Below are 14,338 nucleotides of genomic sequence, written 5' to 3'. Positions count from 1 at the left end.
ATGAACAGCCCGACCACGCAAGTCGTTCGCCCGGCCGGTGCGGGCCATGAAACCCTCTACGTGTTGCTGTTATGCCTGATGATCCTGGCGATTGCCGGCTCGGTGGTCGCCTGGCGCCACGAGTCGCAGGACGTGACCCATGTGAGCAGCCATCAACTGGATGCCCGCCGCGATCTGAGCGCTTCCGAGCAAGGCATCTATGCCGATTTGCGGGTGACACTGGACGAGATTCATCTGCTGCGTCAGGAACAGCAAACCCTGCCGACACCTGAAGCCCTTGCCGATGAAGGCTTCGCGCCGTTTGCTCAGGATGCCAGCTCTGTGAGTCGCGGTGACCATGCCTGGCAGTTGCTCGACACCAAGATTTATTTCGGACAGAGCCAGACGCCATCCATTGCAGGGTCATTTCTGATGCGCCTGAAGGCTGCCGACGATGCACCGGATATCTGGCTTAGCCGCGCCGCAGACATCAAGGCCCCGGCCGATGTCACCGATGCCGCGCTCGAAAGCGCCGGCTGGCAGCAGATCGTCGCGCAATTCGATGCTGGCGTGACCCGCCAGCATCGGCACTGAACCTTCGCCTTCACCCCAGAGAAGATCGCTTTCCCATGCCCATTTCATCTCTACGCTCTGCGCTGCGCCTGACGCTGATCGGCCTGCTGGCCTGCCTGCTGACACCCTTGGCCAGCGCCGACGAGGCCAAGCGCCTACGCATCGGCATCACTCTGCACCCGTATTACAGCTACGTGGCCAACATCGTCGGCGACAAGGCCGATGTGGTGCCGCTGATTCCTGCCGGCTTCAACCCCCACGCCTACGAACCCCGGGCCGAAGACATCAAGCGCATCAGTGGGCTGGATGTGATCGTGCTCAACGGCGTCGGCCATGATGACTTCGCAGACCGCATGATCGCCGCCAGCGAAACGCCGAATATCAAGGTAATCGAAGCCAACGAAAACGTGCCGCTGCTGGCCGCCACCGGCGTTGCCGCGCGCGGCGCCGGCAAGGTGGTGAATCCACATACCTTCCTGTCGATCAGCGCCTCGATTGCCCAGGTCAACAATATCGCCCGGGAACTGGGCAAGCTCGACCCGGCCAATGCCAAGACCTACACCGAGAACGCCCGCGCCTATGGCAAACGCCTGCGCAAGATGCGCGCCGACGCCCTGGGCAAACTGACCCAGGCACCCAACGCCGAACTGCGCGTGGCCACGGTGCACGCGGCTTACGACTACCTGCTGCGCGAATTTGGCCTGGAAGTCACCGCCGTGGTCGAACCGGCCCATGGCATTGAGCCAAGCCCGAGCCAGTTGAAAAAGACCATCGACCAACTGCGGGAACTGGACGTGAAGGTGATCTTCTCGGAAATGGATTTTCCGTCCACTTACGTCGAACCATTCAGCGTGAATCCGGGGTGAAGCTGTACCCGCTGTCGCACATTTCCTACGGCGAATACACCGCCGACAAGTATGAGAAGGAAATGACCGGCAACCTCAATACCGTGGTGCGGGCGATTCAGGAGTCAGGCGCATGACCTCAAAAGAAGTCGAGTTCCCTGTGGGAGCGAGCTTGCTCGCGAAAGCGTCCGCTCAGTCAACATCAATATCGAATGACACACCGCAATCGCGAGCAGGCTCACTCCTACAGGGGCCGGGGCCGACCCTGGATTTCGCCGACGTCAGCCTGACCCTAGGCCGCACAACGATCCTCGATAAAGTCACCTTTCAGGTCCGACCCGGTAGCGTGCATGCACTGGTCGGCCCCAACGGCGGCGGCAAAAGTTCGCTGATCAAGACCCTGCTCGGACAGATGCCGCATCAGGGCCGCTTGAGCCTGCAATGGCCGGGCGAGTCCGGCACCATCGGCTACGTCCCGCAGGCACTGGAATTCGACCGTGGCCTGCCGATTACTGTCGACGATTTCATGGCAGCGATGTGCCAGCGGCGCCCGGCGTTTCTCGGTTTGAGCAAGCACTACGCGGCTGCGATTGGCGAAGCGCTGGAACGGGTCGGCATGCAGGACAAACGCAAACGACGCATGGGGGCGCTGTCCGGTGGCGAGCGCCAGCGGGTGTTGTTAGCCCAGGGGCTGATTCCGGCGCCGCAATTGCTGGTGCTGGATGAGCCGATGTCTGCTCTCGATGAGGCCGGCATCCAGGTGTTCGCACGCTTGCTCGGTGACTGGCGGGCGGCGGGGATCACTGTGCTGTGGATCGAGCACGACCTGGAAGCGGTCGGGCGGCTGGCGGACTACGTCACCGGGCTCAACCGCCGGGTGCTGTTTGATGCCACGCCGCAACAGGCACTGACGCCGGACCGCCTGCTGACGCTGTTTTCGACCCATCCACGGAGCCTTGCCTGATGAGTTACGAAGCCTTTCGGTTGATGATCCAGGGCTGGGCCTCGTCGGGTTATCTGCCCGAGGCGCTGGCCTATGGATTTGTGGTCAACGCGCTGCTCGCCGGGCTGCTGATCGGCCCGGTGCTGGGCGGTTTGGGCACGTTGGTGGTGGTCAAGCGCTTCGCGTTTTTCTCCGAAGCGGTGGGCCACGCGGCGCTGACCGGCGTGGCGATTGGCATCCTGCTCGGCGAACCCTACACCGGTCCCTACGGCAGCCTGTTCGGTTACTGCCTGCTGTTCGGCATCCTGCTCAACTACCTGCGCAACCGCACCGGTCTGGCGCCAGATACATTGATCGGCGTGTTCCTCTCGGTGTCCCTGGCCCTGGGTGCGAGCCTGCTGCTGATTCTGGCGGGCAAGATCAACGTGCACATTCTGGAAAACGTGTTGTTCGGCTCGGTGCTGACGGTAAATGGCAACGATCTGCTGGTGTTGGCCATCGTTGGTTCGCTGGTAATGGCGCTGGCCTTGCCGCTGTACAACCGCATCATGCTCGCCAGTTTCAACCCGCAACTGGCGACGGTGCGCGGTGTGGCGGTGAAGACGCTGGATTATCTGTTCGTGATTCTGGTGACCCTGATCACCGTTGCCGCGGTGAAAGTCATCGGCGCGATTCTGGTCGGGGCCCTGCTCGTGATCCCTGCGGCAGCGGCACGCTTGCTCAGCCAATCGTTGAAGGGCTTTTTCTGGTGCTCTGTGCTGATCGCAACCGTCAGCACGCTGTGCGGGATTCTCGCGCCAATTGTCTTCGACCTGCCGATTCCATCGGGTGCCGCGATCATTCTGGTGGCCGGTATTGCCTTCGCCCTGTCCGCCATCGCTCGCGGTGTCGTCCCCAGCCTGAAAGGGAACCTTGGATAAATGTCATTTTCTCTGCGACAACTGACCCTGGCCGTAGCCCTTTGCGGGCTGGCCCACGCAGCATTCGCGGCTGACAGCGCCAAACCGCTGCGAGTGCTCGCGTCCCTGCCGGTCACCTATGGCCTGGGCGAAGTGCTGCTCAGAGGCACCAATGTGAACCTCGAACGCGCAGCCCCGGCCAACCTGCCCGGCAGCCGGCAGACCGCTTACTTCACCGGCCGTGGCGCGCCGGCGCTGGCCAAACTGGCGACCGAGGCCGATGCGGTCATCGGCCTGCGTTCATTGTGGCCGGATGATCCGCTGTACCCGATTGCGCGGCGCAGCAACATCCGCATCGTCGAAGTTGACGCCGCCCGCCCGGTGGACGGCGCCCTGCCCGGCATCGCCGTGCAGCCAAGCAACAAGGTCGATGGTTTGAACAGTCAGCCATGGCTGGCCAGCAACAATATGGGACGCATGGCTGATGTGATGGCGGCAGACCTGGTGCGCCTGGCGCCTGCGGCCAAGCCTGCGATCGAGGCCAATCTGGCAGCATTGAAGCAGCGGTTGCTCAAGCTCAGCGCTGACAGCGAAACGCGCCTGGCCAATGCCGACAACCTAAGTGTGATGAGCCTTAGCGATCACTTCGGTTACTTGATCGGTGGTCTCAATCTGGAGCTGGTGGGTCTCGATGCTCGGCCGGATGCCGAATGGACTCCTGAGGCGTTGAAGGCCTTGAGTGCGACGCTCAAGGACAATGATGTGGCGGTGGTGTTGCACCATCGACAGCCGTCGGATGCGGTGAAAACGGTAATTACAGAAGCTGGGAGTCGGTTGGTGGTGTTGAGTACCGATGCCGAGGATCCGGTGGCTGAGCTGGAGTGGAATGTGGATTTGCTCATTAAAGGACTGAACGAAATATGAGGCGGCCTGCCAGCCGACCTCATTTTACAGACGTCCCCAATCCCATGTAGGAGCTGGCTTGCCAGCGAATGCGGTGGGTCAGTCGACATAATTATCGCCTGAAAAAACGCCTTCGCTGGCAAGCCAGCTCCTACAGATACGCGTCGATCAGTGAGCCACAGCTGCCTGCTCGTCCATCTTCTGCCGCAAACTCAGCGGACGCATATCAGTCCAGGTTTCTTCGATGTAAGCCAAACATTCTTTTTTCAGTCCGCTTTTGCCTACAGTGCGCCAACCTTCCGGCACGGCTTTGTAGTCGGGCCAGATCGAGTATTGCTCTTCGTGGTTGACCACGACCTGAAAGAGGATGTCCTCGCGGTCGAATACTGACGTCATGCTGTCTCTCCATCACTATAAGGTGGGCTGCACGCCGCGTGCAGCCGGTATGTAGAAGGAACGTTGCTGTGTAAAGGGAACGTTGCAGGGTCCGGAAAATTTAGAGGCCGGCGGTGGCAGCGGCCAATGCACGGCCGAAAATCTCGGCCACTTGGTCGATTTGCGCGGCGGTAATCACCAGCGGCGGAAGGAAACGCACCACTGCGCCATGACGACCACCCAGTTCGAGGATCAAGCCGCGCTTGAGGCATTCGCGCTGCACCAGCGGAGCCAGGCGCGCAAACGCTGGCGGATGGCCCAAAGTGTCCAGCGCGCCGGTCGGGTCGACCAGTTCGACGCCAAGCATCAGGCCGCGACCGCGAATGTCGCCCAGTTGGGGAAAATCCCGCTGCAGGATGCGCAAATGCTCGCTCAGGCGCTCGCCCATGGCGGTGGCGTGTTCGCAAACCTTATGTTCGGTCAGGTAGCGCATCACTGCAGTGCCAGCGGCCATGGCCATCTGGTTGCCGCGGAAGGTCCCGGCATGGGCGCCCGGCAGCCAGGTGTCGAGCCAGTCGCGATACACCACCACCGCCAGCGGCAGGCTGCCGCCGATGGCTTTGGACATCACCACCACATCCGGAATGATCCCGGCATGCTCGAAGGCGAACATCTTGCCGGTGCGGGCAAAACCGCTCTGAATCTCGTCGACGATCAATGCCACATCAGCCTTTTCGGTTATACGGCGCAAGCCGCGCAACCAGTCCAGATCGGCAGGAATCACCCCACCCTCGCCCTGCACCACCTCCACAATGACTGCCGCCGGTAGTTGCACGCCGGCCTCAGGGTCATTGAGCAGGTTTTCCAGGTAATTCAGGTTGGCCTTCACCCCTTGTGCACCACCCAGACCGAACGGGCAGCGGTAATCGTAAGGGTACGGCATGAACTGCACGCCGTTGCCGAGCAAGGCGCCCAAAGGCTTTTTCGGTCCCAGGCTGCCCATCAGGCTCAGCGCGCCCTGGCTCATGCCGTGATAACCGCCCTGGAATGACAGTACGGTGCTGCGACCGGTGGCCGTTCGCACTAGCTTCAGTGCGGCTTCCACCGCGTCGGTGCCGGTGGGTCCGCAGAACTGGATCTTCGCTTGCGCGGCCAGTGCTGGTGGCAATAGACCGAACAGATCTTGAACGAACCGGTCCTTGACGGGTGTAGTCAGGTCCAGCGTGTGCAACGGCAGTTCGTCGCTCAACACTTGCTGGATGGCTTCGATCACCACCGGATGGTTATGCCCCAAGGCCAATGTCCCGGCACCGGCCAGACAATCGATGAAGCTGCGGCCCTCGACGTCTTCGACATAGATGCCCTTGGCACGCTTGAGTGCCAGGGGAATGCGTCGCGGGTAGCTGCGGGCATTGGATTCCTGCTGGTTTTGACGGGCCAGCAGCGGCGATTCGTTGAACTGATATAGCGTCTCGGTCGAAGCGACCCGGGTCGACTGATTTTCGATAAGGCTGGTAGCGACTGACATCTCTCGACCCCTCAATACGCTGTGGATAGTGACCAAAACTGCACACCTCGCAGGTGCGCGTTCCAGTCTCGGGGCGCACTTGCAGGTTTTCCTGTTCTGGAAACGCATCAGCGGCTCAAGGATTTAGACCTTCGATCCGCTTTCCATGAGGGTGATGACAGGCCTTTGTGCATGGGGATAGCCTGGAGCCCCCCGACCATGAAGGCTCGGGCACATGGCTGATAGCCCAAATGCCGGTAAAACGCTTCGCTGGTACGGGTGCTGTTGAGTCGGGCCTGATGCAGGCCCTGACCGAGCAACCAGCCTTCGAGATCCTGTACCAGGGCTTGTCCGGCGCCCCGGCGAAACCATTCCGGTTGTACGTAACAGAACGCAACCTTGCCATTGATCGAGGCCATCGCAACACCCACCGGTTTGTCCTGCAACAGGGCGATGTTCAGGTACAGCCGCTGGTCCGTAAGCCAGGGCTGGATGTGTTCGATGGTCTTGTTGTGAGTCCAGGTGGCAACGGTTTGTGGATGGTTGCGGTGGTCGAGAGCACAACCGACGCGGATAGAACGCTCGATGATGCGGTTGATGATGCCGGCGTCGGCCGGGGTTGCCTTGCAGGTGTGAATCGGTTCATTCATGGCGCTGTTACCTCAATCCATTGAGTGCGAGGAACGATAGTCCCGCGAGGTCCGGGCAGCCAATGGAGAGAAGTTACATTTGATGTGCGACACAAATCCCCTGTAGGAGCGAGCTCGTTCGCGATGGACGTCAACGAAAACGCGATCTGTCTGAATGATCGCGGTGTTCAGGCGTTCTTCGCGAGCGAGCTCGCTCCTACAAGGGATCGGTGTGGTTAAGCCGGTTGCAACGGCATGTTCAGCTCAACCCGCAACCCGTCTGGCCGGCTGTCGAAATGCAGGGTGCAGCCGCAACGCTGGACGATGGCCTGGACAATCGCCAGGCCGAGGCCGCAGCCGGTGCTCTGGCCATTGCGCCAGAAACGTTGGGTCAAATGTTGCAGGTCGTCTTGGGCGATGCCCGGCCCGTGATCGCGTACCACGAACTGCGCGCGGTTGCCGATGGTTTGCAAACTCAGTTCCACCGGCCCGTCGCCGGGCGTATGGCGCAGGGCGTTGTCCAGCAGGTTGCGCAGCGCGGCGATCGACAGCACCGCCGGCATTTGCACCGGAGCGTGTGAGAACCTGGCCGGCACCGCAAACCTGATGCGCTGGCGATCACCGCCGGCCGTATCCTGAATCGCCAGTTTCGCCACTTGTTCAGCGCTGCATTGCACACCGTCATCGAACGACAGACTGCCTTCGACCCGCGCCAGCAACAGCAATTGTTCAAGCGTGCGGTGCAGACGGTCGGCGCCCTCCTCGGCCCGGGCCAGGGATTGATCCCGGGCCGCGCCAACGGTCATGCGCGCCACTTGCAGATGGGTCTTGATTGCGGTCAGCGGGCTACGCAGTTCATGGGCAGCATCACCGGTCAGCCGGCGTTCGCGTTCGATGGTCTTGCCGATTCGCTGGAACAACTGGTTCTGCGTGTCGAGCAACGGTTGCAATTCGCTGGGCAATGGCTGGACCTGCAAGGGTTCCAGGGAGTCGGGGCTGCGGCGCATCAAGGCATCGCGCATGCGGTTAAGCGGCGCCAGCCCCTGGCCGATTCCCAGCCAGAGCAGGCACAGGCAACCGAGCAATGCCACACCCACCGGCACCGAGGCGGCCAGCAGGATCGACATGTTCAATGCCTCTCGCTCAATCTGCCGGTCGGCGGTGGTGATGCGCAGATCGCCCCGGGCCAGGGTGAAACTGCGCCACGGTGCACCATCGATCATCTGATCGTGGAAGCCCATTTTTTCGGCTTCCAGGGGTTGCCCCGGATCGCTGTGACTGCGGGCGAGGATTTCCCCGCGCAACGAGCTGACCTGACACGCCATGCCGCCAGGAATATTCAGCTGTTCGGCACCGAAATGGGTGCCCTCGCCCTTGTTCGGCAACGGCGGCAATTGCTCCATCAACCCGGCAACCATCCGCGCTGAAGCCACCAGGCGCTGGTCGAGGGAAAACATCATTTGATTGCGCAGGTCGCTGAGCATCCAGGCTGCCGCCAGCGCCCAGATCAGCGCAAACGCGGCGCCGAGTGTCAGGCTCAGGCGCAAACGCAGACTCATCACTTCGATTGATCTCCGCCATCGGCAGGGCCCAGGCGATAACCCAGGCCGCGCACAGTCTCGACAATTCCATTGCCGAGTTTGCGCCGCAGGTGATGGATGTGCACGTTGAGGGCGTTGCTCTCCAGCTCGTCGTTGAAGCCGTAGACGCTGTCCTTGAGTTGCTCGGTCGACAACACGCGGCCACGGTTATGCAGCAGGGCCTGCAACAGCGATTGTTCGCGGCGCGAGAGATCAACCGGCTGACCGGCGAGCGTTGTTTCGCGACTGCTCGGGTCGTAGGTCAGGGCACCGTGCTCGATCAGGTTGACGCTGCGCCCCGCCACCCGTCGCAGCAAAGTGTGCAGGCGTGCGGCCAATTCGCGCAGGTCGAAAGGCTTGAGCAGGTAGTCGTCGGCGCCGGCCTGCAAACCGTCGACACGGTCGGTGACCGAGTCCCGGGCCGTGAGGATCAGCACCGGCAGCTCCAGGCCATTGTGGCGCAGCTGCTGCAGCAACTTCAGACCGTCTTCGTCGGGCAAGCCGAGGTCGAGCACCATTACGTCGAACTCCGCCACCTTGAGCATCGCCCGGGCAGCAGACGCCGTGGCCACGTGCTCCACAGTCAGGCCCTGGGCGGTCAAGCCGGCGACGATGCCGCTGGCGATCAACTCATCGTCTTCGCAAACCAGTACGTGCATGGGCAGCTCCATAAAAAACTCGAGTCAATCAAACCCAAATTAAGTCCGGATTATGTCGGTGAATGCGGTGTGAGAGAAGCTCAAATCCCCCTGACGTATTGGCCTTGCTGCGAAGTGGCTGTTTATATCAGTCCAAATACTTGCCATCTAAAACTAACCAACAATAAAACTTAAAACCGCATTCAACCCCGAAACAGCCCTATACAAAAATCAAAACATAACCCACATGAAGGATAGTAATTTCAACCTGCAACCCACACTACCAACCCAATCAAAAGGAAATTGAAAATGCCAGCACTCAAGAACTTTGTTGCCGTCGACTGGCGCGCAGGCAAAGACAAGATTTACTTCTTTTTTAAAGACATCAACAAATATTCTCGATTTGATCTTGCCGATAATCTTGTCGAAGCGGGGCCCACGGACATAAAAGCGACTAACTGGGGAGCCTTTCATTCTCATGCCAAAGACCTGCGCTTTGGATTCACGACTACGGCGCATAATTCGAAACTGGACGGCGCAGCCACTATGAGCGAGCTGGAACTCGATATCTTATGGCTCTTTTATTATATGGATGAGATACCGACAGTCTGTCGATACGACCAAGACCTGGACAAAGTCATCAGTGTGCATAGCGTAAAAGATTCGAAATGGCGCGCTTTACTACCCTACTTCGATCGGATCGTCGCCGGTACATGGTGGAAAACATCTCGCCATGAGCACGCATTTCGATTTCTGCTGAACGACGGAACCTTCCTCAATCTAGACTTCCAACCTCAAGCCGTCACTCAGAAGCTCCCCCCCATCACCCACCTACCCATCACCGACAAATACTATCCAGGCCTCGAGCCTTACAAAAATCGAATCATTGCAGCCGTTCAAAACGACCAGCCTCTCTTCAACTGTTATTACTATATTTTCCTGACCAATAACGAGTACATCAGGTACAGCATCGACGACAGCCGGGTCGATACCGGCCCACGCAAAATTGATGACGGCACATGGCCTGGTCTGCTACGCGATTAAAGGTGTGTGACAACAGGAGCAATCAGTCGGCTCGTGGACGCGGTTAATCATCGGTTAATCGCAGCCTTTCATTGTGCACTTCACTTGCACCTGGCTAAGGCTTACCCATGCGTCAACTGTTTTTATTTTTTGTCCTCTTGATCTCGGGTGTGGCCCATGCAGGGACCAATCCATTCGAGACCAAACCTGAGTTCCTGCCGGTGGAAAAAGCGTTTGTCTTCACCTCCGAGCGCCTTGAATCAGGTGAAACACAGCTCTACTGGCAAATCACCGACGGTTATTACCTCTATCAGAAACGCCTGAAATTCGATGGCCTTCCCGCTGAGCATCAGCCTGTCTTACCTGAAGGCGAATCCCACAGCGACGAGTTCTTCGGCGAACAGCAGGTGTATCGCCAAGGCCTGGAGCTGAAGATTCCGGCTGGCGTAACCGGCCAGATCAAAGTCGGTTTCCAGGGCTGCGCGGATGCCGGATTGTGTTATCCGCCACAGACCAAGGTCGTGGACCTTGGTGGTAGCGCTGCTGTTTCCGCGACGAATGAAGCACCGGATCAGGCCCTGGCCAGCAACCTTCAACAAAGGGCGCTGGGCTGGAGTCTGCTGGTGTTCTTCGGCTTGGGACTGCTGCTGGCCTTCACTCCATGTTCACTGCCAATGCTACCGATTCTGGCCGGGCTGATCGTTGGCAGCGGCGCCTCGCCCAAGCGCGGTTTTGCCTTGGCTAGCAGTTATGTGGTGAGCATGGCACTGGTGTACGCGGCGATGGGCGTGCTGGCGGCGCTGCTTGGCGCGAACCTGCAGGCGCTGCTGCAAAACCCTTGGTTGCTGGGCAGTTTCGCGGCAATTTTCGTTCTCCTGGCGTTGCCCATGTTCGGCTTCTTCGAATTGCAATTGCCGGTGGCCGTGCGTGATCGGCTGGAAAATGTCTCGCGTAATCAGCGCGGCGGCAGCCTTGTTGGCGCTGGTGTGCTGGGGGCCTTGTCCGGTCTGTTGGTCGGCCCATGCATGACCGCGCCGCTGGCCGGCGCGCTGCTCTACATCGCCCAAAGCGGCAATGCGCTGCACGGCGGGCTGATTCTGTTCGCCTTGGGCATAGGCATTGGCGTGCCGCTGTTGCTTCTGGTGACGGTCGGCAATCGTTTTCTGCCCAAACCCGGCGCCTGGATGAACCTGCTCAAGGGCATCTTCGGCTTCCTGTTCCTCGCCACCGCGTTGCTGATGCTGCGTCCGGTACTGGATGAATCGCTGTGGGTCGGCTTGTGCGGCGCATTGTTGGTGATCGCGGCCTATAGCGCCTGGAAGCAATCGGAGGGTTTTGGACGCATTGCACATCTGTTCGGGGCCAGCTCCTTGTTGCTCGGTCTGTGGGGCAGCTTGTTGGTGATCGGTGCTGCAGGCGGTAGCGATGATCTGCTCAAACCGTTGCAGGTTTTCCGCAGCGCAGGTTCGGCCATCGCCGCCGTCCCAACGGGCCAAGACGCCTTCACCACCATCAAGGACCCTGCCGTGCTGCAGCGCGAACTCGATGCGGCGCAAGCGCAGGGCCAATGGGTGCTGCTGGATTACTACGCCGACTGGTGCGTGTCGTGCAAAGTCATGGAAAAACAGGTATTCGGCAAGGCCAAAGTGCTGGAAGCTCTCAGCGATGTGCGCTTGCTGCGACTGGACGTCACCACCGACAATGCCGCCAGCCGCGAATTGCTCAGCCGTTATAAAGTGCCGGGGCCACCGAGCCTGTTGTGGATCGGTGCCGACGGCTTTGAGCGTCGCAGCCAGCGCATCACCGGTGAGGTCGATGCCGACACTTTCCTGCAACGCTGGACCACCACCCGAGACGCCCGTTAATGCTGACCTTCACCCTCGGCACCTTTGCCATTGCGCTTAACCACCTGCTGCTGATCAGTGCATTGGCACTGGCGACGTTCATTGGTTGGCGGGTGGCCAAGCGCGGTGGCGAGAACCCCGAGTCGGTGCTGTTCAGCCTGTTCCTGATTGGCATGCTCGCGGCTCGGATCAGTTTCGTTGCGGTTTATTGGACGCACTATCGCAACGATCCGTGGCAGATCATCGATCTGCGCGACGGTGGTTTCCTTGCCTGGCCGGGGGTGATCGCGCTGGTACTCGCCACGCTGTACCGAGGCTGGCGTCGCCCGGGGCTGCGCCGCCCGTTGGGCTTTGGCGTGGCCAGCGGCCTGGCCTTCTGGCTGCTGGCGACCTTCTCCCTGACGATTTATGAACAAGGCACGCGCCTGCCGGAAATCACTCTGCGCAACGCCGCCGGTAAAACCGTGCAACTGGCTGACTACAAGGGCGGCCCGTTGGTCATCAATCTGTGGGCCACCTGGTGCCCGCCATGCCGCCGGGAAATGCCGGTACTGGAAAACGCCCAGCAACAGCGTCCGGACCTGACTTTTCTGTTCGTCAATCAGGCCGAAAGCATGCAAAGCGTCGCCACCTTTCTGGAAACCCAGGGCCTGAGCCTGTCCAACGTGCTGTTCGACGGCAGTGGTCGTCTGGGCCAGGCCGTCGGTTCGATGGCGTTGCCAACTACGCTGTTCTATAGCCCCGACGGTCGCCTGTTGGGCAGCCATTTGGGCGAACTGTCGCAAGCCAGTCTGGCCCGCGCCCTGGAAAGTTTCGACTCCGCACCTGCCACCTCTTCAAGGAAACCGCCATGCCCCGCCTCCGCCACCTGCTGACCCTGACCCTGGGTGCCGCCCTGCTGCACCTGCCGTCGCTGCAGGCCGAAGAGTTGCCCGATGCGATCAAGAAGATCGAAGCCAAAGGCGCGAAAATCGTTGGCCAGTTCGATGCGCCTGATGGTTTGCGCGGTTATGCGGCGCAGTACCAGAACCGCGGCATGGCGCTGTACCTGACGCCGGATGGCAAGCATGTGCTGCTGGGCAATCTGTATGACGCCGAAGGCAACGACTTGAGCAGCGCGCCGTTGCAAAAACTGGTGTACGCGCCGATGGCCAAGGAAGTCTGGGGCAAGATGGAAGCAAGCAACTGGATCGCCGATGGCAAAAAGGATGCGCCGCGAGTCATCTACCTGTTCAGCGACCCGAACTGCCCTTACTGCAACATGTTCTGGGAACAGGCACGGCCCTGGGTCAAGGCCGGCAAGGTGCAGCTGCGCCACATCATGGTCGGCATCATTCGCGAAGACAGCCCCGGCAAATCCGCCGCGCTGCTCGCCGCCAAGGACCCGCAAAAGGCCCTGCAAGACCACGAGGCCGCAGGCAAAGGCAGCTCGCTCAAGGCCTTGAAGGAAGTACCGCCGGCGATTCAGGCGAAGCTCGCAGCCAACATGCAATTGATGGAGGAGCTGGAGCTGTCCGCCACCCCGGCGATTTTCTACATGGATGACAAGGGCGAACTGCAACAGCAGCAAGGCGCGCCATCGCCGGACAAACTGGCGAAAATTCTCGGGCCTAAATAAGCGACAGCTCCGGCGCAATATCTGTAGGAGCGAGCACGTTCGCGATGGTCGCCAACGATTACGCTGGCAGCCTGACACCCAGCGGCGTTCTCGGGCTTATCGCGAGCGTGCTCGCTCCTACAGGTTTATAGCGGATTACGCTCGGACAAAAATGCCAGCAACGCCTCTGTCACAAACTCCGGGTTTTCCAGATTGGATATATGCCCCGCCTCCGGCACCAGCACACACGGACAACCAATCAACTCCGCCATTTCACGCGCTTCCGAAGGCGGCCTTGGCTTGTCCTGATCGCCACAGATCACCAGCGTGGTCGCGGCGTTCAGCTCGCCCAGATGCGGCAACAGATCATCCCGGCCAAAGGTAATTCGTCCCATCGGTACGATGCTTTCGCGCAGACGCTCGGGTGGCAACGCCGCAAGTTTGGCACGGAAATCCTGGTACAGCGCCGACTGCGGATCGATGCCCGGACGGAAGAAGATCGGCACCACGATGTCCAGCAACTGTGGCGAAATCACGCCGCTTTCTTCGATCATTTTGAATAGCGAGGAATAGTACTGGCGGGTCGCTTCCGGCTCGACGCCGACGTAGGTGTCCATCAGCACCAACCCGTTGAGCCGTTGCGGCACCGACAACGCCAACCGCACGCCCCACATGCCGCCAACCGACAGGCCGACCAGGGTCACGCGATCGATATCGAGATGATCGAGCAGCGCCAATGCCTGACGTGCCACATCGTCCAGCGACGTCGTACCGTCGGGCAACGGTCCCGATTCCCCGTGGCCCCACAGGTCCAGCGCGATCACCCGATACTGTTGCGACAACGATGCGATCTGCGGCGCCCACATGGCCTGGTCCCACAGATAACTGCCGGCCAGCAGGACCGCAGGGCCGGTGCCTTGGTCGATGTAGTGAAGGGGTTGTCCGTCAATGGTTACGAAGGGCATCGGGTGGCTCCGTTTGAAAAAATGGAGCCGGAAGGCTG

General features: G+C 60.3%; 14 protein-coding genes and 1 pseudogene. 9 read left to right on the top strand and 6 right to left on the bottom strand.

Annotated elements, in window-relative coordinates:
* The 5 genes and pseudogenes from CES87_RS29970 (at position 1) to CES87_RS29950 (ending at position 4,163) form a co-directional block, all read left to right on the top strand.
* Positions 1 to 573: a DUF6162 family protein gene (locus CES87_RS29970; RefSeq protein WP_128608977.1), complete on the top strand. Its 573-nt coding sequence runs from the start codon at positions 1 to 3 to the stop codon at positions 571 to 573.
* A 35-nt stretch (positions 574 to 608) separates the two neighbouring features.
* Positions 609 to 1,534 (top strand): annotated as a pseudogene (locus CES87_RS29965) (metal ABC transporter substrate-binding protein).
* Positions 1,531 to 2,361, top strand: coding sequence for a metal ABC transporter ATP-binding protein (locus CES87_RS29960; RefSeq protein WP_128608953.1), 831 nt, complete (start codon positions 1,531 to 1,533; stop codon positions 2,359 to 2,361). The pseudogene CES87_RS29965 and the gene CES87_RS29960 overlap by 4 nt, the downstream one beginning before the upstream one ends.
* Entirely contained in the window at positions 2,361 to 3,260 is a 900-nt protein-coding gene (locus CES87_RS29955; protein ID WP_128608952.1) for a metal ABC transporter permease, read from the top strand. The genes CES87_RS29960 and CES87_RS29955 overlap by 1 nt, the downstream gene beginning before the upstream one ends.
* Positions 3,261 to 4,163, top strand: coding sequence for a metal ABC transporter solute-binding protein, Zn/Mn family (locus CES87_RS29950; RefSeq protein ID WP_128608951.1), 903 nt, complete (start codon positions 3,261 to 3,263; stop codon positions 4,161 to 4,163). It abuts the gene before it with no gap.
* Between the two features lie 147 nt (positions 4,164 to 4,310).
* On the opposite strand, the gene CES87_RS29945 is transcribed toward CES87_RS29950, so the two are convergent.
* The 5 genes from CES87_RS29945 to CES87_RS29925 all read right to left on the bottom strand — a co-directional run bounded on the left by CES87_RS29945 (position 4,311) and on the right by CES87_RS29925 (position 8,892).
* Entirely contained in the window at positions 4,311 to 4,538 is a 228-nt protein-coding gene (locus CES87_RS29945; RefSeq protein ID WP_128608950.1) for an MbtH family protein, read from the bottom strand.
* A 100-nt stretch (positions 4,539 to 4,638) separates the two neighbouring features.
* Positions 4,639 to 6,045: an aspartate aminotransferase family protein gene (locus tag CES87_RS29940; protein WP_128608949.1), complete on the bottom strand. Its 1,407-nt coding sequence runs from the start codon at positions 6,043 to 6,045 to the stop codon at positions 4,639 to 4,641.
* A gap of 107 nt (positions 6,046 to 6,152) precedes the next feature.
* On the bottom strand, positions 6,153 to 6,674 hold the full coding sequence (locus CES87_RS29935; RefSeq protein ID WP_128608948.1) for a GNAT family N-acetyltransferase: 522 nt from the start codon (positions 6,672 to 6,674) through the stop codon (positions 6,153 to 6,155).
* A gap of 215 nt (positions 6,675 to 6,889) precedes the next feature.
* Positions 6,890 to 8,215, bottom strand: coding sequence for an ATP-binding protein (locus tag CES87_RS29930; protein WP_128608947.1), 1,326 nt, complete (start codon positions 8,213 to 8,215; stop codon positions 6,890 to 6,892).
* Positions 8,212 to 8,892, bottom strand: coding sequence for a response regulator (locus tag CES87_RS29925; RefSeq protein ID WP_034151358.1), 681 nt, complete (start codon positions 8,890 to 8,892; stop codon positions 8,212 to 8,214). The genes CES87_RS29930 and CES87_RS29925 overlap by 4 nt, the downstream gene beginning before the upstream one ends.
* Positions 8,893 to 9,180: 288 nt before the next feature.
* Between CES87_RS29925 and CES87_RS29920 the strand changes: the two genes are divergently transcribed.
* From CES87_RS29920 to dsbG, 4 genes are all read left to right on the top strand, one after another.
* On the top strand, positions 9,181 to 9,915 hold the full coding sequence (locus CES87_RS29920; RefSeq protein ID WP_128608946.1) for a hypothetical protein: 735 nt from the start codon (positions 9,181 to 9,183) through the stop codon (positions 9,913 to 9,915).
* Positions 9,916 to 10,022: 107 nt separating this feature from the next.
* The gene (dsbD, locus tag CES87_RS29915) at positions 10,023 to 11,759 is read left to right on the top strand and encodes a protein-disulfide reductase DsbD (RefSeq protein WP_128608945.1); all 1,737 of its coding nucleotides are present in this window, start codon (positions 10,023 to 10,025) and stop codon (positions 11,757 to 11,759) included.
* A complete protein-coding gene (locus CES87_RS29910) occupies positions 11,759 to 12,613 on the top strand; it encodes a TlpA disulfide reductase family protein (RefSeq protein WP_128608944.1) in 855 nt (284 codons plus the stop codon). Before dsbD ends, CES87_RS29910 begins: the two co-directional genes overlap by 1 nt.
* The gene (gene dsbG, locus CES87_RS29905; protein WP_128608943.1) at positions 12,589 to 13,356 is read left to right on the top strand and encodes a thiol:disulfide interchange protein DsbG; all 768 of its coding nucleotides are present in this window, start codon (positions 12,589 to 12,591) and stop codon (positions 13,354 to 13,356) included. Before CES87_RS29910 ends, dsbG begins: the two co-directional genes overlap by 25 nt.
* A 125-nt stretch (positions 13,357 to 13,481) precedes the next feature.
* On the opposite strand, the gene CES87_RS29900 is transcribed toward dsbG, so the two are convergent.
* Positions 13,482 to 14,300 (bottom strand): alpha/beta fold hydrolase, encoded by an 819-nt coding sequence (locus CES87_RS29900; protein WP_128608942.1) that lies wholly within the window; start codon positions 14,298 to 14,300, stop codon positions 13,482 to 13,484.
* Positions 14,301 to 14,338 lie beyond the last annotated feature (38 nt).

Source organism: Pseudomonas sp. ERMR1:02 (assembly GCF_002277815.1).
In the GTDB taxonomy this organism is placed as follows: Bacteria; Pseudomonadota; Gammaproteobacteria; order Pseudomonadales; family Pseudomonadaceae; genus Aquipseudomonas.
The sequence above is the reverse complement of the archived record's forward strand: the minus strand, read 5'-3'. Positions and strand labels throughout refer to the sequence as shown.